Origin of the sequence: Sinomicrobium kalidii (assembly GCF_021183825.1) — a bacterium.
Classification (GTDB): domain Bacteria; phylum Bacteroidota; class Bacteroidia; order Flavobacteriales; family Flavobacteriaceae; genus Sinomicrobium; species Sinomicrobium kalidii.
Map to the genome: position 1 here is coordinate 161,561 of NZ_CP089211.1, position 17,746 is coordinate 179,306.

Genomic DNA, 17,746 nt, shown 5'->3' on the forward strand with positions numbered 1-17,746 from the left:
TTACTTCAAAAAATGCTGTTATCCAGGGTTAACATAGAGGACAAACTGCGCCGGCACCGCAACAGGTCCGATTCCGGCATGTTGCAACTTGTAGGACAGATACTGGAAGAAAGCCGGGAAAAAGACAACCGCATTACCGGTAACCTGCAAAACGGAAGCCCCGGCACCAACAAACTGAATTTCGACAAACTGGATACGGACCGGATATACCACGTTTCTCACATCAGGAAAATATGTACGGATTACAGGCTCCGCTTTCTGGACACAAAATATTATAAAAGCGAATTCCCCCGGGAAGCCTTAACGGAAATCAAACGCCTGGAAAGGGAACACCATGTCGAATTAAAAGGTTTTAAACTCATAGCCCCCGCCGGGCTGTTCCGCCTGGAAAATGCCGACGACCCCCTGTTATTTGCACCTTTGGGCAACAACTATTTCTACCTGATACACCAATGGGGCAATGACCTGCATCCCCTGCGAAAATGGATGATGCTGCCGTTTAAGAACCTTTTCAATCTCTTCCTGCTTATTCTTGCAGTAAGCCTGGCCATTACAGCGATGATACCACTGAAATTGTTTACCCCGCATCCGGACGCCTCGCATTTCTGGATGTTGTATTTCTTCGTATTGAAATCCATATGCGGTATTACGCTTTTTTACGCTTTTGCCCTCGGCAAGAATTTTAACGGGGCGGTCTGGAACAGTAAATATTATAATTAGCCTTTCCGGGATGGATTTTACACCGCTTCTGGATTATATATCCCGCTATGTTTCCCTTTCCCCCGAAGAGGAATCCCTTCTGCTGTCCAAAATACATTACAGAAAGTATTTAAAAGGCCGGTTTATCGTCCGGCAGGGTGATATCTGCCGTTATGAGAGTTTTGTCCTTTCCGGATGCCTCAAGACCTTTTACCCGGACCCGGGGGGGAATGAGCACATTGTTATGTTTGCCACCGAAAACTGGTGGACTGCCGACCTCGGCAGCTTTATTACTCAAACTCCCGCCCGCTTTAATGTGCAGTGCCTGGAAGACACCGAACTGGTACAGTTTCCGTACGATATCCTGGAACAGCTCTATCTCGACATCCCGAAACTGGAACGTTTTTTTCGCATTATTCTTCAAAAGGCATATGTCGCTTCCCAGGGCAGGCTTATCGGAAATTTCAGTCTGCCCGCAAGAGAAAGGTATGCGGAGTTTCGCAGGCAGTACCCGGATATAGAACAACGCGTACCACAATATATGATAGCTTCATATCTCGGCATTACCAAGGAATTCCTGAGCAGGATAAAGAATACACCCGAACAGGAAAGTTAAACCGGTTTAACCTTTTTTGTTGATCTGGTTTATTTTCTCTTCTTTTTCTTTTGTACACTTTTGCAGGGAACAAAAAACACCTTACTACAATGGATACTGTAAAACAAAAAATTTTCCGGACTTCCGGTGCCCTCGTTCCTTTTATATTACGACTGGGCCTGGGTATTGTTATACTGCCACACGGCTATCAGAAAATAATCGCTTTTTCCCCGGTTATGGATCACCTTACGCAGGATTACGGTCTTCCCGGGATCATCGCTGTTGCCGTGATCTGTACAGAGTTCCTGGCCCCTCTTCTTTTACTGGCCGGCCTTGCCAGCCGTATAGCCGCCTTCCTTATCGGCCTCGTGATGCTCGGGGCCATCCCCTATCACTGGAACAACGGCTTTTTTATGAACTGGTTCGGCAACCAGCCCGGGGAAGGTTTTGAGTTTCACCTGCTGGCTATCGCAATGGCCATAGGGATCGTGCTTCAGGGCGGGGGAAGATTTGCCCTGGACAGAAGAATGGTAAAAAACCCGGCTACCCCGGTTTAAATACGCAGGAAGGATTTCCCGGTACGCCGGATGCAACCCGAATCGCGGTGGTTCGGCCTCAAACCCCGGTGCTTTTGTATTGTTCCACAGCAGAACAGGTGCGTTATGCGGAAAAACAATATACAAATGCCGCACTTTGAAACGGTTTCGCTAAGGAACAAACTTGTTATGCGGCAGAACAAAACCGTTATACGGAGAAACGATATACAAATGCCGCACTTTAAAACCGTTTTGATAAGGAACAGACTTGTTATGCGGCAAAACAAAACCGTTATACGGGAGAACAAGAGCATTATGTGAGGTAACAAAATACAAATGCTTCACTTCAACACCGTTTTGATAAGGAACAGACCTGTTACACAGCAGAACAGGATCGTTACACCGGGCAACGGTATACAAATACCGAACTTTAAAACCGTTCCGACAGGGAACAAACTTCTTATACGGGAAAACAGGATCATTGCGGGGCGGAAGAAACCGGTCCCTGCGTATAACAGGCATCCTCAGGCAGATATTAATGATGGCCCTATTTATGGAAATAACAGGAGAAGAAAGAGGTTTGACCTGTTGTGGATTGCTTTCAGAATTGTACTTTTACCTAGGATTCACAGGCAACGTTATTGCTGACGGTAAAGGATATTTGTTGTGAATTGCTTTCAGAATTGTACTTTTACCTAGGATTCACAGGGTTCCTTCTAATGTGGCGACTACTTAATGGGTTGTGAATTGCTTTCAGAATTGTACTTTTACCTAGGATTCACAGGCATTGTTTTCCATATCACTTAAATTTTTCGGTTGTGAATTGCTTTCAGAATTGTACTTTTACCTAGGATTCACAGGTAGGAATATGCAGTCTATATCTTTTGCTATGTTGTGAATTGCTTTCAGAATTGTACTTTTACCTAGGATTCACAGGTGGTAAATACTTTGAGGCACACAGGCTTGCGTTGTGAATTGCTTTCAGAATTGTACTTTTACCTAGGATTCACAGGTGTCTCTTCAATTAAAGATAGTCGATTGTAGTTGTGAATTGCTTTCAGAATTGTACTTTTACCTAGGATTCACAGGGTCTCCCGCTATATCTATACCTAAATACCTGTTGTGAATTGCTTTCAGAATTGTACTTTTACCTAGGATTCACAGGGCAATAGACATTCAACCGATTTTAGACGAGGTTGTGAATTGCTTTCAGAATTGTACTTTTACCTAGGATTCACAGGTATCTCCGTTCATAGACTTTCTGCCTTTGGGTTGTGAATTGCTTTCAGAATTGTACTTTTACCTAGGATTCACAGGAAACTCAACATATGGAGAATATAATGCATGTTGTGAATTGCTTTCAGAATTGTACTTTTACCTAGGATTCACAGGTTAGCTCTTTAACCACATCGATCAAAAGTCGTTGTGAATTGCTTTCAGAATTGTACTTTTACCTAGGATTCACAGGACCGACCGTTGAAAGTGTCAAATCCAACCTGTTGTGAATTGCTTTCAGAATTGTACTTTTACCTAGGATTCACAGGACGTAGCTTTTATTATATCTCGTTCTGTTGTTGTGAATTGCTTTCAGAATTGTACTTTTACCTAGGATTCACAGGGCAAACTAAACCCTAAGAACCCTCAAGCATGTTGTGAATTGCTTTCAGAATTGTACTTTTACCTAGGATTCACAGGATTCTTAGGTGATGCTTTCACGGAAAATAAGTTGTGAATTGCTTTCAGAATTGTACTTTTACCTAGGATTCACAGGTTACGTACCCTGTTTAGCATCAACGTCCTGTTGTGAATTGCTTTCAGAATTGTACTTTTACCTAGGATTCACAGGTTAAACCCGTCGGCCTGTCTGTTCGATTGCGTTGTGAATTGCTTTCAGAATTGTACTTTTACCTAGGATTCACAGGTATCCGGTCGTTGTAATCGTATCGACAGGGGTTGTGAATTGCTTTCAGAATTGTACTTTTACCTAGGATTCACAGGATTTCTTCTTTGAGGTCGAGGGCGAGTGTGGTTGTGAATTGCTTTCAGAATTGTACTTTTACCTAGGATTCACAGGTATCCGCGTATTATGGGTATTGGTTAGGTAGTTGTGAATTGCTTTCAGAATTGTACTTTTACCTAGGATTCACAGGCTACCCCCAAAACAAATAAGGCGGTATTTGTTGTGAATTGCTTTCAGAATTGTACTTTTACCTAGGATTCACAGGAAACATAAAGTAAAGATCATGTGCAACTGCGTTGTGAATTGCTTTCAGAATTGTACTTTTACCTAGGATTCACAGGGACATTCAGTATTCCGGTGTCAGTGATATTGTTGTGAATTGCTTTCAGAATTGTACTTTTACCTAGGATTCACAGGATCCGGCCGTGTTGGTCACTATCAGTCTTTGTTGTGAATTGCTTTCAGAATTGTACTTTTACCTAGGATTCACAGGTATACGTGAAAGGACAACCATTTTTATTTAGTTGTGAATTGCTTTCAGAATTGTACTTTTACCTAGGATTCACAGGATTGGGATGTTCAGTGATAAGAACAGTACAGTTGTGAATTGCTTTCAGAATTGTACTTTTACCTAGGATTCACAGGACGTAGCTTTTATTATATCTCGTTCTGTTGTTGTGAATTGCTTTCAGAATTGTACTTTTACCTAGGATTCACAGGGCAAACTAAACCCTAAGAACCCTCAAGCATGTTGTGAATTGCTTTCAGAATTGTACTTTTACCTAGGATTCACAGGATTCTTAGGTGATGCTTTCACGGAAAATAAGTTGTGAATTGCTTTCAGAATTGTACTTTTACCTAGGATTCACAGGTTACGATACCCTGTTTAGCATCAACGTCCTGTTGTGAATTGCTTTCAGAATTGTACTTTTACCTAGGATTCACAGGTTAAACCCGTCGGCCTGTCTGTTCGATTGCGTTGTGAATTGCTTTCAGAATTGTACTTTTACCTAGGATTCACAGGTATCCGGTCGTTGTAATCGTATCGACAGGGGTTGTGAATTGCTTTCAGAATTGTACTTTTACCTAGGATTCACAGGATTTCTTCTTTGAGGTCGAGGGCGAGTGTGGTTGTGAATTGCTTTCAGAATTGTACTTTTACCTAGGATTCACAGGTATCCGCGTATTATGGGTATTGGTTAGGTAGTTGTGAATTGCTTTCAGAATTGTACTTTTACCTAGGATTCACAGGCTACCCCCAAAACAAATAAGGCGGTATTTGTTGTGAATTGCTTTCAGAATTGTACTTTTACCTAGGATTCACAGGAAACATAAAGTAAAGATCATGTGCAACTGCGTTGTGAATTGCTTTCAGAATTGTACTTTTACCTAGGATTCACAGGGACATTCAGTATTCCGGTGTCAGTGATATTGTTGTGAATTGCTTTCAGAATTGTACTTTTACCTAGGATTCACAGGAGTTCATCGACGGTTTTGAATATGAGTTCCGTTGTGAATTGCTTTCAGAATTGTACTTTTACCTAGGATTCACAGGGATAGTTTCATTTCCCAACATCCCAATATCGTTGTGAATTGCTTTCAGAATTGTACTTTTACCTAGGATTCACAGGCATCCCCGTAGACCGCGGCACCCACCTCGGGTTGTGAATTGCTTTCAGAATTGTACTTTTACCTAGGATTCACAGGAATCGAATCCGTGAGTTCGATAAAGAAATGGTTGTGAATTGCTTTCAGAATTGTACTTTTACCTAGGATTCACAGGAGTCATAACCGCGGAGCAAAAGGCCGCTCCGTTGTGAATTGCTTTCAGAATTGTACTTTTACCTAGGATTCACAGGATACTTGTTGTAAAAAACTGGTATCCTGTTTTTTATGTGCAATATCAGAAATAAAAAAAGAAGGTGTTTTTCAGAACAGTTCGAGTTGCTGGCTCGGTTTTTCCGGTTCCATTTCCTTATGCCCGTGAAAGAGTTCTATCATCCCGAATTGCTTGTCCGTGATCTGCATGATACAGACCTTACCGTGTTTTGGAAGCGCATTCTTTACCCGTTTGGTATGTACTTCGGCATTTTCGCGGCTGGGGCAAAAACGCATGTAAATGGAAAGCTGGAACATGGAAAAACCGTCATCCAGCAGGCTTTTTCGGAACCTGGTGGCTACCTGTCTGTCGCGTTTGGTTTCGGTCGGAAGATCAAAAAGTACAAGTACCCACATACTCCGGTATTGGTTTAGTCGGGAATAACGATCGTTTTCCATGTGACTTTCGGGTTATTTTCTATGCAGAGTTTAATGTATCATGTTCGTATCGGGGATACAACAATCTGCGGCTTATGCCCATAAAACATTCGTAAAGGGAATTGGTGGTACGGCTCATGGCCACCATCAGGGGGCTTTTCTTCTCTTCTATGATTACATCCATGGCCGGAATGGTGAGCAATAATGTTTTTTTGTCTTTCGTTAGTTCCGTATAATCACCACTGTCGGTTATCTCGCGTACCAGGCCGTCCACGTATACGCGATAGGGCTCCATGATATCATCGGCCAGGCAGAAAGCATTGTATTTATTGCTGTGGAAAATACCAACGGAAGGCAGCATACCGCTACTTACCAATGCCCTGGCAGCTATAGCCCTTAAAATAGCATAGCCGTAATTGAGCAGGTTATTGGGCGGTATACCTTTCTGATTACGGCTAAACCCTTTAATATCGTTAAAAAGCCGCTGAAAATAATAGGCTGCTGCAATGGCTTCGTGGTTTTCGGCATCCCCGCTTCTTACTTCAGTGGCCCAGCGCTTCAGTTTTTTAGCATTATGTCCGTAACCCGTCAGATGGGCCGCCTGGTTACCGATCTTTGCCGTTACGGTCTGTTGCCAGAGGTTTTTCTTTAACGGCAGGCTGGCATTCAGCTGGTAACGGATACGTTCCGTTTGTTCGCTATGGCCTACCAATGGCTGTAAAAAGGAACACGGCAGGTGCTGTTTGTCACAGGTGATCACTGCAGTTTTATTTTGTACCAATTTCATAAGCAAACCGGTAGTAACCGTGATCTGTGGATTTTCCAATACGACATAGCCCAAATCTTCAACTGGGATGGTTTTCTCTTCCTTTTCCGCTTCGGGGAAATTTACGACCAACTGTTCGTTTTTGGTGCTCAGATAGGCCGGATTCCCAAAAAACAGGGTTCTTTTTATCATTGGCTGGTAATTAATTGAACAATAAGCTAAATCATCAAATTATTTTCAAAGTTCCCTCCCCTTTCGTATCAATAGTACCGCCTTCATACCCGCAAACGCTTATCCTGGGAGAATTAACTACAGGCAAGGCGTCTTTGCCTTTGCGGCTCATCGGGGCCTCTCCTTTGACTTGTTCCATCATATCTTCGTATTCCTTTACCCTGTCGTGATCGAGCATCTCCCGGACCTCAAAAAATCCCACATCCCTCCGCTCTGCTCTCTTTTTACGGGATCAGGCTCTGCCTTTAGCAAAAATGACCTGCCCGATTTATTCCAGATCATCTGTTCTTCCAGGTATTTTTTAGATGCCTGTTGATCCCCGCTTTGGCATAGTGTTTTTTGCAGAACAGGCATTCGCCTATTGATTTTGTTTTTTGGAAAAATTAAAAAGCCTTATAAAAAGAAACTCTTTTGATTATGTCTTTACTTTTGAAATATTCCCTAATCTATCTACTTTGAGTTTGACGCAGGTTTCTTTAATCATTGTACCTGAGTCTTCTCTTGTCAATTTTCCTTTTGAATTTACTACGTATTCTACTTTTCCATCCCAAGCTCTTGCTGATTTATTCCCTGAACCCAATTCTTCATTATCAATAATGGATGAAGAAACCCTATGGGGTACGAACAAACATTTTCCCTGTGTAGTATCTGTCATTTTATAGATACTACTCGAAATGTGTTTCCGATTATTCCAATCAATCGCTTTTTCAACTTCTATTCCAGATTCAATTTTTTCCCTTTCCTCATTTGTAGGCATATAAACCAAATCGCCCGGAGATAAAATAATCTTATCAAATCCTTCTTTACCTTCAGCAACAGGTTTACCATTTACTACTTTTTCAATGGCCTTGTGAGTAGCAATTGACCTAAAATCGGAACGTTTTTTGGTTTGTTGATTTTCGTACATTACAAAATAAACGTTGCTGCCTTTGTCAGTTTCATAAAATCCTCCATTAAACATATCTTCAATGTCAACAGTTCCGTCTAAACGAGTAACAGACCTAATTTCCTTTCCAATCTTAGGATTTTCAATTGCTTTTTTGTTTAGCTTTTCAATACCCTCTGTATTAAATGCTTCTTTTGCATTATTGTCGTATTCAAGAATGTGTTCAAGAAATAGTTTGTTAAAAGCACTTTGATACTTCATTTCAGAGATTTCAAGACCTGCCTTTTTTATGATGTTCTGTTTTTCATTAGGCAAAGAATCAAAGTATTCTTTATTTATAAAAGTAAAGTAGGGAAAATCATTTTTCATTTTTTCTACAGTCAATTTCTCTGCATACTCCTTTTTAGTTAAAGCCATTCGCTTAGTTTTGTATGAAACAAAATGTGCTACTTTAATTTTTTCATATCCTATCCCATTAAGTTTATAAACGATTTTGTATTGAACTTTCCCATTTTTATTGATTTTATCAGTAGTAACTTTTACACTGTTCCTTTTCAAAAAGTTTTTCATCTCTTTTAATAGTTCTTCTTGCTCATCTATTGCAAAATTTGACTTACTTACAATATTATCAATAATCTGTCGTGCTTGTTTATCATATATATAAGAAGCTGTCTTTCTTTTTTCTTTATCAGAATTGACAAGTTTCTTTTTAATATGTATTTTGAAAGCATCTAAAACACCAACTTCTTTTACTTCTTTCAACCATACCACACCCAAAGGCTCCTTAAACATAGATTTCCGAACAGCCATCCATTTTTTGTTTGATTTTTGCTCTTTGAATTCTTTCTTGAGCTTATCGTTTACCATTTTATAGTAAGCCGTTCTGTTTTTAGGCTTGGAAATAATTTTGTTATTGGTCTTAAAGCTTACTATCAGTTTTTCCAATTCGTCTTTGACATCTTTCGTGAAGTTTTTCCAAGGTTGTTTAAAGTCCCTAATTTTGCCTTTTACTAATGATTGTTTAATTTTTTTAATTTCTTCATCAGTATCAGCAGCACTGAGCGTGTTCAAGTAGCGTATATGTTCTCGTGTGGTTGCCGCAACAATCAAGGCATCTAAAGCGTGATGACGGTGGTCTATACGCTTGATGTTTAAACTTTGATTTTCTTTTACATTAAAATGATAAACAGGATTGCCGCGTTCATCATTTTCTTTAACAATATATGTATTACCAGTAATTTCTTCTAAACGCTTAAAACGTGGTTTGACAATTTCTTTCCAAACACTATTTAATCCCCAGTTGTTTTTGAGTTCAGACGTTATTGCTCCACCTGTAAATAAAATTCCGTTTTCACTTTTGGCAACAGGAGCAAGCAATTCAGATAGTTTTCGTCCTATATATCGCGTATCGTTTAATTGTCGCTCTACAAAATCGTCAGGAACTTCTGTAGCCAATAGGTTTTTGAGTTTTGCTTTTTGGTGTTTAAAGGTTTCCTTGCAATTGGATTCGTATTCATTTTCGCCTAAGATGAAATACTTTTTCCCATTTATTTCATATTCTTTACCGTCCTTTCCTCCAAATCGAGCAATAAAATTTCTCGCAAGCATACTACCTTTATATGGTTCAGGATTTATTGCTGCTTCTGAAATAACCAAGTTGTTAAAACTGTCATTCTTCATTTTTGCACGTGGTATAACGTGTTCAATTTCATACTGCGTTTTGTTAAATAATTTACTTAACGGAATTATTTTCCCTGTATAAGGCGAACGGCTGTTTTGGCTTAACCAAAGAGCATATTTTTTTATTTCTTGGTTGGTGGGTATTTTCTCTTCTTTTACTTTTTTTATCCACTCTGATTCAGATTTATTGGATAAACTTCTCCAAATTCTAAATTTGTTAATATCGACAGGGCTTTCGGGATTTGGCTTTACTTCAAATGTTGCTTTTTCTTTTATTTCCGTATCAACATATTGCTCAAAACCATCATTCATCAGTTCATAAAGCATTTTTTTGATTCGTTGTTTTTCACTAAAATTATTTTTATTATTTTCTGAAATTTGTTTTCTTCTATCAGCATTATTTTTTAGGTTTCGACCTAATTCTATATGTATTTCGTCTATTTCGCCATATTGTTTCCAAACATCACGTACCAAGAACATTGTTTCCCTTACCACTTGTTCTACAATTGGGTTTCGTAAACTGTTATTTGGTATCTCCTTTTGAATGTATTTGGCAAATTCTTCAATATCGTTAATTTTGATTTTATCTTTTTCAGAATGTTTGTCATAAATCAAATAGCCTGCTTGGTAAGTACTCAATCCTTTCGTTAAATCACTTTTGTTAATAAAACTTTTCAGCACTTGCTTTTGAACGTCATCATCTGCTACTTCATTCAGGTGCTTAATGTTGTTGTTAATACTGTTCAAACGTTCTTTAATTTGTGTTGCCCTAGGATTGATACTTTTCAAGCATTTCAAATACTCTTCAATTTCTTTTTTGATTTTCTTTTTAGTAGTATTCTTTAATTGGTTTTCCGTTTCAGCAACGAGTTCTTCAATCGGAGTCCAATATTTTCCACAACGCATTACAGACAATAGTTTTTTAATGGCACAAGCAGAATAAGAGCCATATTCTTTTTTTAGTTCAGGAAGTTTGGAAATGGCTAAAGCAACTCTTTCCTGCACCTTGAATACGTTCCATTTTTCAGTTTTAATCCATTGGCTATTTTCACCATCTTCATTTCCTTTTTTCCAACCTAATGCACTCATTATTCCTTTCTCAGATTTCTTTTCATCTGAAGAACTAATGGAATAATCAATATGCCATAGTTTCATCAGCTTTTCTTTGTCTTCTAAAATACTTTCATCATCACATTCCGCTTTCTTGAAAACGGAACGGTAACGAGTTAATATTTCGTTACCTTTTAAAGCATCACGATTGGCAAAAAGGTTTATTCTATGCGAGTGCTCTCCATCTTTTTTGCCCGAGATTACAATGTCATTTTCAGGCTTATTTTCTTTAATCAGATTTAGTATATCTTTTTCTGAAATTGAAGCTTTGGAATTAAATAAATCAAATAGCTTTTCCTTAACCGTATCATCTATGTATGATGAAGTAAATTCTTTATCTATCTTGGTTTTCCCGTCAACTCTGTATTCTCTTTTGAAGAACCTAATATTGTGTATATCTTGCCATATCCTGAACTCCTGGAATAAAGGCGAAGAACGGGGAATACATTTTAATCCGTAGGTTTCACCATCAATTCCTTTGCGTTTTTCATAACGACATTCGCTTATCGAGTTTTTCTGTGATTTTAATTCACGTTGGTAGTAAATAATATCGTTACTGATAATGTGTAGCAAATCATTGTTTTGAAATTCAGCGAGTTTTGGCATGCAATTTTTAGCCTGGGTAGGATAAAGGATTTCGGCCAATTTGGTTAAGGTTGCTTTGTCCGAATTAAGTTCTGCCAGTTCAGAGTTTAGCTCACATTGCTTATTCCAAATAGCTTCCAATTCTTTCTCATAACGCCACCTGTAAACTGGGAATTGGCGGGCTTTGTAATTTCGTTTTGCTAAATATGCTTCTTTTATTTGTTCATAAAAATATTCACCCGGATGTTGATTTTTTTCTTGTATTTTTTCACTTAAAGCCGTTGTACATAATCCCCAATCACTTTCTTTGGGCATTTGCGGTTTGTTTTGAGTGTGCTTTCCATTTTTGTCAATCTTTTGGGTAACTAAAAATGTAAATTCTTTACCAACCCATTCCGGTTCTTTTTTCCTAGTTTCTTCCCAAGTTTCCATTCTTGGGTCTTCTGCTTCTATGAAATAAACATTTGAGATATTTCCTTTCCTATCTTTCTTTTCTTCTTTAAAAGTTGCCGCTTTTATCTTGGTAATTGAAACAAACTGCGTTTCTATGCCATCAGAATAATCCTCATTGTCTTTTCTTTTTATAAATTCTTTATAGGGTAAAACATTAGTTGTTTTTAAATCTTTTCGGCTGCTCTTAAAACCTCTACGCTGATTGAGCATATATATAATGCGCACCAATTCCGGAATTGTGATTTGTTCAGTCAGCGCTTTCTTTCTCAAAAAATAAACAATCCAGTCTTCGGGAACAATGCTTTTACCCTTTTTGCTTTTCTTTCCCTCAATACCAAATTCTTTTTCAAATTCTAATATTGTTTTTTCTGAAAAATTCAGCACTTTACTAATATGATGGTTGCGCCTAAATTCATCATCATATTTTATTCTATCTTTATATTCTCTACTGTCATCAAGCTGAAAGTCTTCCGGCACCCATTTCAAAAATTTAAAAACTCTTAATAACCGTGTTCTACGAAGTTTATATCTATGTTTTAATCTGCGAGATCCACGCTTACTGCGTCTGAAAGCAGCTTTAGTCTCAGCTTGTGCACCGCTTTCAAACTTTTGTAAATAGTCTCCATCTGTTGGGATAATCCTACTTCCAATCCATTCAATTTCACCTTCATTTCCATAATTTTCAAATCCTTTTGGGATACTTATTAAACTTCCTCCAATTGAATTTGTACCAATATCTAAGCCTAAAACCTTTTTTCTTTTGTTTTCCATATTCTTTCGTATATTTGTGTTGAAGCAATTCACAATAAGGATTTATTCCGTAGTGAGGCTTGCCTCAATAAGTTTTTGCTCTTGTACTTAACAGGGGCTTTTTATTATATTATTGCAGAAGAGATTATAAACCCTGCGTACTTCGTTGGTTTTTTTTGTTTTAGAAGCCATCTCAAAATCTAATCCTAAAATTCTTTTCATAATTAACGGTTAATATCGGTTAGTTAATAAGCTTTAAACATTGAAAAATCCGGAAAAATTCAGGGGGCTTTGATCTGGTTTTTAAAAATAATTAAAAAAAACTAATCCGTTTTACGGGAAACCTCACCTTCCGGTCTAAAATATTTTATATATTTACTTCACAATTTTGAAGCAATTCACAATAAGGATTATTCCGTTGTGAAAACATTCAAAGCGGCCCGTTTTCTAACGGGTCGCTTTCTTTTTTCCTCCCATTTTTGCTTTACTCTATAAATAAATGTATATTGTACATCTAAAATTATTACATCAATGCAACTACCGATCAAAACACTGTTTCCCAAAATTTTTATCCTCCTGTTATCCGTTATAAGCCTGAGTTGTTCCCGGACTCCATCCTCCGCTGTGTTCACCAGCCCGGACGGAAATATCAGCGTACGGTTCGGCCTGTCAAAAAACAATACGCCTTTTTACCTGCTACATCACAGGGACTCCGTTGTCCTGGACAGTTCCCGCCTCGGGATCTTGCGGGAAGACGGAAATTTTTATACCGGCCTGTCCCTGCTTTCGGTAACAGATGAAGGGCTTGTAAAGGACCGTTACCACCTGTTGCACGGCAAACAAAAAGACATTTCTTACGAAGCACATCATTATATAGCCCATCTGCAAAATAAGGACGGGCAGCCTATGGACATTGAATTTCAGGTCTCTGACGACGGGGTCGCATTTCGATATGTATTTACTACTACGGACGAAGAGCCCGGTACCCTTAAAAATATCCGGGAAGAAATGACCTCCTATAACTTCCCCGGCGATACCCGGGCCTGGCTACAACCCATGGCCAAAGCCAAAACAGGATGGCAACAGACCAACCCGTCTTACGAAGAGAATTACCTTGCCGATGTTCCCGTAGGGACGCCCTCCCCCATTGGCGAAGGCTGGGTTTATCCCGCCCTTTTCAAAACAGGAAATTCCTGGTCGCTGGTCAGTGAAACCGGTCTCGGACGTAATTACTGCGGCACCCGGCTGCGTTATCACGAAAAAGAAAAAGCCTACCGGGTTACTTTTCCGCAAAAGGAAGAGGTTTTTCCGGATGGAAGGCTGACACCGCAATCGGTATTACCGTGGCACTCGCCCTGGCGTATTATTACCATCGGCAGCCTGCAAACCATTGCCGAGTCCACCCTGGGGACCGACCTTGCCGAACCGGCCATTGCCATGGATACCTCTTTTGTTAAGCCGGGAGCCGCCTCGTGGAGCTGGGCCATACTGAAAGACGCCTCCATCACCTATGATGTTCAGAAGGAATTTATAGATTATGCTTCTGAAATGGACTGGCCTTATTGCCTGGTGGACGTGAACTGGGACACGACCATAGGCTACGAAAAAATTGCCGAACTGGCCGATTATGCCAAACAGAAAGGTGTAAAGCTCCTGATGTGGTACAATTCCGCAGGCAGCTGGAATACCACGCCCTATCATCCCCGGAACAAGCTGCTTACCGCAGCAAGCAGGCGGGAAGAGTTCCAAAAGCTCCGCGATATGGGGATCGCAGGGATAAAAGTGGATTTTTTCGGGGGGGACGGACAATCCATGATCGCCTATTATCACGATATTTTCGAAGATGCCGCCCGGTACCGGTTACTGGTGAACTGTCACGGTACCACCCTGCCGAGGGGCTGGCAGCGTACCTATCCGCACCTGCTGACCATGGAATCCGTAAAGGGATTTGAGTTCATTTCCTTCGAACAGGAAAATGCCGACCGCGCCCCGGAACACTGTTCCATACTGCCCTTTACCCGGAATGTTTTCGACCCGATGGATTTTACGCCCATGTGCCTCACCGAAATCCCCAACATAGACCGGAAAACCACGAGCGGGTTTGAACTGGCACTTCCCGTACTGTTCCTCTCGGGAATACAACACATCGCAGAGACCCCGGAAGGCATGTCGAAGGTTCCCGATTATGTGGTCAGCTATCTTAAAAACCTTCCCGCCGACTGGGATACTTCCCGCTTTATTGACGGTTACCCCGGGAAATACGCCGTTTTTGCCCGGAAAAAAGGGGGCAACTGGTATGTTTGCGGTATTAACAGTGAAGATGAAGAAAAAGAACTGGTTGTTGACCTCTCCTTCATTCAGAATAACGAAGGGTATATGATTACAGACGGCGATACTCCCGGAAGCTTTACAAAGACCGGTGTCAGTCCGGCAGAAAAGGTTTCAATCTCCGTGAAACCGCATGGCGGGTTCGTGATGAAATTCTGATCAGTTATGTTCAACGAGAAACAATACACCGCCATCTACATAAGCCTGGCTTAACCTTATGGTATCTGAAAACCGGTCGAAAGCCCATTTGGTGTTTTCTATGGTCATCACATATTCTTCAGGCGCTTTTTCCGAAGGGGAACCGGATAAATGCCCTGATTCCAGTTTGTAGCTGTATTCCCCTTTATGGTATCCGGCATTGTCCTTGTTGACCGAGAGCACTTTGTCAATACGAAAATCATAAATTACGTTATCTTCCGGATAAGCTGTAGTGTCCGGAGTGTTTTCCGCAGTATTGTAACTCACATATTGTACCAGTTTCCACTTTCCTGTTATTCGGGGAACCCTACCGGCAGTGTCGTCATCGCTGCATCCGTTTAACAATACAACCGCTATGAATAGCGAAACAAATCGTTTCATTTTCCCTTAAATTTTAATACACATACCACAGGGGCTCGTCCCAATCCGGCAGTATTAATCGCACCCGATCGCTACCGTTCACTCTTCCGGGGACAAGGTCAAAATAAAATGTTTCTGCCACAAGGGCCTCACACGGATCATTATCCTCAAACAACAAACGGATATTCCGTTGCGGAGGGTCGGAATCCAGGATTTCCTCCAACCCCACCAGTTGAAGCTTCACTTCTTCGCACCCGCCGCCATAGCGGATGCGTACTTTCAGGGAATCTCCCGTTATTTCCGCTTCTTCGAGGTGAAAATTATCGCTGTCCGCTTCACGGTACACATCACTATCAATGAGAACAGCGGTATAATTTCTTAAACCACTTCCTTCATCATCACTGTTACAACCGGACAACAGCAACATCCATAAACCGCATAACAAACAACAGTACCTGAACATCATTAATTTTTAATTACTGAAACATTAATATTTAACGGGGCGTTCGTATACTCCCGGGAAATTATGGCAAAATAAGGAACTTCAGCAGGCATCTGACAATCCTGTTCTTCAATCGCTACCATATATTCCAGGGTACCGTTGTTAAAAAGGACCTCCTGCTCCTTTAAAAAACCACAGGCCGTGAGTTTGGTGTGTCCTGCCAATACAAAATACGATTCAAAATCTACTTCAATTGCTTCCGGACATTCAACATACGCTTCCCAGTCTTCTGTATTCTCAATACGGAGAAACACTTCGTTTTCAGATTTATCTGCATTTTTCAACGAACAATGGTTATCCGTTTCAAAAGTAGAGAACGGAACAGGATAAGAATTTGTACGGTCATCATCACTGCAGCCCGAGAACAAAAGTACCATACCTCCCCACAGAAAAGACGCTTTCACAACACCACTATTCAAAAACAACAACAATTTTAACCTTTTCATTGTTTTTAAGACGTTAAAACTATAAAATGGTTGCGTTGTATTGCCACGGATACACGGATGATCTTTTGTTTTTTTATACAGGGGGAAACCAAGTCCCCCCCGATACTTCGACAGGCTATTAGTTTAGCATTCTATATTTACAGGAAGTTTAATGATATTGAATTTCTGAAAAACCAGAAGGAAAAGGTGAACTATTTCGGCTATTGAACGCATAGGTTTATACTGAGCATTAGTCCTTTCCCTTCTTAGGTTTTGGTACCATTTAGAATGTTAAGCGCAAAGGCTTATTAATAGCATTAGTACACCGACCTATTGGTTCTTCAGTTTTTTAATAGCTAAATCAAAGTTATGAAAAATCAAGTAATCGGCATTGACATTTCGAAAGCCACTTTGGATTATTGTGTCCTAAACGAAGAAAACGTTCAAGTAAAAGCCAGAGGCGTCCTTGACAATCAACAACAGGCTATTGAGAAGTGGCTCAGTGATTTTGATACGACCAATACAGTATTTGCTTTAGAACACACAGGTCATTACGGTACAACTTTGCTCAATAACCTTAGCAAAAAAGGCTATATCTTTTACCTTATCAACCCTTTGGAACTTAAAAAGTCACTGGGTATACAAAGAGGCAAAAGTGATGCAAAGGATGCCTATCGGATTGCCGAATACACCATTACAAACAAGCACAAATTGAGCCCCTACCAACTCCCGGGGAAACACCTTAGCAAGCTCAAAGCACTTGTCAGGGCAAGAGAGCGTTACGTAAAGATGTCCGTACAGGTGCAAAACAGCTTAAAAGCCAATGAGATATTGCACCGGTCGATCGATGTGAGCATGTTAATCAGAGAAGAAAAGAAACAGTACAAATCCCTTCAAAGAAGTATTGAATCCATTGAAAATGAAATGCGAAAGCTCATTGAGGCCGACCAAGACTTGAAAAACAGCTACAAGAAAGTCACCGCGGTTATCGGAGTAGGTCCGGTTATTGCTATAAAGTGTATCGCTGAAACGGATAATTTTGTCAAGTTTGATAACCCAAGGAAATTCAGCTGTTACTGTGGTTTGGCTCCTTTTCCGTATCAGTCAGGAAGCAGTGTGAGGGGGAAAACAAAAACTCATTTTTTAAGAGACAAGTCATTGAAAGCTATTTTAACAAAGGGAGCTATTACAGCCATACAGCACGATCCCCAGCTCAAGGCATATTACAATCGAAAAGTAAAAGACGGCAAACATCATATGAGCGTCATCAATGCCGTGGCCAACAAATTGGTGTTAAGGATTTTTGCAGTGGCCAAAAGAGAACAACCCTTTGTTAAATTAGTGGCTTAAAAAGTTGTTTTTATCTTAGAATGCTCAGCAACAGGTATGCGCATACTTGCAGGGAGATCACCACATCCCCTCCTAC

12 protein-coding genes and 1 CRISPR repeat array are annotated in these 17,746 nt (G+C 40.1%); of the genes, 5 read left to right on the plus strand and 7 right to left on the minus strand.

All coding sequences use genetic code 11. The annotated features are described in order from the left end of the window. The first annotated feature begins 12 nt into the window (after positions 1–12). The 3 genes from LS482_RS00665 (at position 13) to LS482_RS00675 (ending at position 1,851) form a co-directional block, all read left to right on the plus strand. Positions 13–720: a hypothetical protein gene (locus tag LS482_RS00665; RefSeq protein WP_233029811.1), complete on the plus strand. Its 708-nt coding sequence runs from the start codon at positions 13–15 to the stop codon at positions 718–720. 10 nt (positions 721–730) lie between these two features. Further along, positions 731–1,315 carry a Crp/Fnr family transcriptional regulator gene (locus LS482_RS00670; RefSeq protein ID WP_233029812.1) on the plus strand — a complete coding sequence of 195 codons (585 nt, stop codon included), beginning with the start codon at positions 731–733 and terminating at the stop codon, positions 1,313–1,315. Positions 1,316–1,404: 89 nt separating this feature from the next. Next, positions 1,405–1,851, plus strand: a complete 447-nt coding sequence (locus tag LS482_RS00675; protein WP_233029813.1) for a DoxX family protein — start codon at positions 1,405–1,407, stop codon at positions 1,849–1,851. Between the two features lie 566 nt (positions 1,852–2,417). Beyond that, a CRISPR array of direct repeats spans positions 2,418–5,649; the repeat unit is 46 nt; unit sequence GTTGTGAATTGCTTTCAGAATTGTACTTTTACCTAGGATTCACAGG. A gap of 70 nt (positions 5,650–5,719) precedes the next feature. Here the strand turns inward: LS482_RS00675 and cas2 are convergent. From cas2 to cas9, 4 genes are all read right to left on the minus strand, one after another. Further along, a complete protein-coding gene (gene cas2 / locus LS482_RS00680) occupies positions 5,720–6,067 on the minus strand; it encodes a CRISPR-associated endonuclease Cas2 (protein WP_233029814.1) in 348 nt (115 codons plus the stop codon). Between the two features lie 19 nt (positions 6,068–6,086). After that, positions 6,087–7,004, minus strand: a complete 918-nt coding sequence (gene cas1 / locus LS482_RS00685; RefSeq protein ID WP_233029815.1) for a type II CRISPR-associated endonuclease Cas1 — start codon at positions 7,002–7,004, stop codon at positions 6,087–6,089. Between the two features lie 34 nt (positions 7,005–7,038). Next, positions 7,039–7,245 (minus strand): hypothetical protein, encoded by a 207-nt coding sequence (locus LS482_RS00690; RefSeq protein ID WP_233029816.1) that lies wholly within the window; start codon positions 7,243–7,245, stop codon positions 7,039–7,041. Positions 7,246–7,458: 213 nt separating this feature from the next. Next, entirely contained in the window at positions 7,459–12,528 is a 5,070-nt protein-coding gene (cas9, locus tag LS482_RS00695) for a type II CRISPR RNA-guided endonuclease Cas9 (RefSeq protein WP_233029817.1), read from the minus strand. A 510-nt stretch (positions 12,529–13,038) separates the two neighbouring features. Here cas9 and LS482_RS00700 point away from each other — a divergent pair. Beyond that, entirely contained in the window at positions 13,039–14,994 is a 1,956-nt protein-coding gene (locus LS482_RS00700) for a glycoside hydrolase family 97 protein (RefSeq protein ID WP_233029818.1), read from the plus strand. Here the strand turns inward: LS482_RS00700 and LS482_RS00705 are convergent, their stop codons facing one another. From LS482_RS00705 to LS482_RS00715, 3 genes are read right to left on the minus strand one after another with little or no spacing between them, the layout of a single operon-like run. Next, positions 14,995–15,414, minus strand: coding sequence for a hypothetical protein (locus LS482_RS00705; RefSeq protein ID WP_233029819.1), 420 nt, complete (start codon positions 15,412–15,414; stop codon positions 14,995–14,997). It lies immediately after the preceding gene. Between the two features lie 13 nt (positions 15,415–15,427). After that, the gene (locus tag LS482_RS00710) at positions 15,428–15,859 is read right to left on the minus strand and encodes a hypothetical protein (protein WP_233029820.1); all 432 of its coding nucleotides are present in this window, start codon (positions 15,857–15,859) and stop codon (positions 15,428–15,430) included. Continuing rightward, complete coding sequence (locus LS482_RS00715; protein WP_233029821.1) at positions 15,859–16,341, minus strand: hypothetical protein; 483 nt, start codon at positions 16,339–16,341, stop codon at positions 15,859–15,861. The genes LS482_RS00710 and LS482_RS00715 overlap by 1 nt, the downstream gene beginning before the upstream one ends. 348 nt (positions 16,342–16,689) lie before the next feature. Between LS482_RS00715 and LS482_RS00720 the strand changes: the two genes are divergently transcribed. After that, positions 16,690–17,670: an IS110 family RNA-guided transposase gene (locus tag LS482_RS00720; RefSeq protein ID WP_233029822.1), complete on the plus strand. Its 981-nt coding sequence runs from the start codon at positions 16,690–16,692 to the stop codon at positions 17,668–17,670. Positions 17,671–17,746 lie beyond the last annotated feature (76 nt).

What these genes read in the sequence shown, in the direction of transcription:
- LS482_RS00665 (WP_233029811.1), top strand. Translation starts at nt 13, where the DNA reads ATGCTGTTATCCAGGGTTAACATAGAGGACAAACTGCGCCGGCACCGC.
- LS482_RS00670 (WP_233029812.1), top strand. Translation starts at nt 731, where the DNA reads ATGGATTTTACACCGCTTCTGGATTATATATCCCGCTATGTTTCCCTT.
- LS482_RS00675 (WP_233029813.1), top strand. Translation starts at nt 1,405, where the DNA reads ATGGATACTGTAAAACAAAAAATTTTCCGGACTTCCGGTGCCCTCGTT.
- cas2 (WP_233029814.1), bottom strand. Translation starts at nt 6,067, where the DNA reads ATGGAAAACGATCGTTATTCCCGACTAAACCAATACCGGAGTATGTGG.
- cas1 (WP_233029815.1), bottom strand. Translation starts at nt 7,004, where the DNA reads ATGATAAAAAGAACCCTGTTTTTTGGGAATCCGGCCTATCTGAGCACC.
- cas9 (WP_233029817.1), bottom strand. Translation starts at nt 12,528, where the DNA reads ATGGAAAACAAAAGAAAAAAGGTTTTAGGCTTAGATATTGGTACAAAT.
- LS482_RS00700 (WP_233029818.1), top strand. Translation starts at nt 13,039, where the DNA reads ATGCAACTACCGATCAAAACACTGTTTCCCAAAATTTTTATCCTCCTG.
- LS482_RS00705 (WP_233029819.1), bottom strand. Translation starts at nt 15,414, where the DNA reads ATGAAACGATTTGTTTCGCTATTCATAGCGGTTGTATTGTTAAACGGA.
- LS482_RS00710 (WP_233029820.1), bottom strand. Translation starts at nt 15,859, where the DNA reads ATGATGTTCAGGTACTGTTGTTTGTTATGCGGTTTATGGATGTTGCTG.
- LS482_RS00715 (WP_233029821.1), bottom strand. Translation starts at nt 16,341, where the DNA reads ATGAAAAGGTTAAAATTGTTGTTGTTTTTGAATAGTGGTGTTGTGAAA.
- LS482_RS00720 (WP_233029822.1), top strand. Translation starts at nt 16,690, where the DNA reads ATGAAAAATCAAGTAATCGGCATTGACATTTCGAAAGCCACTTTGGAT.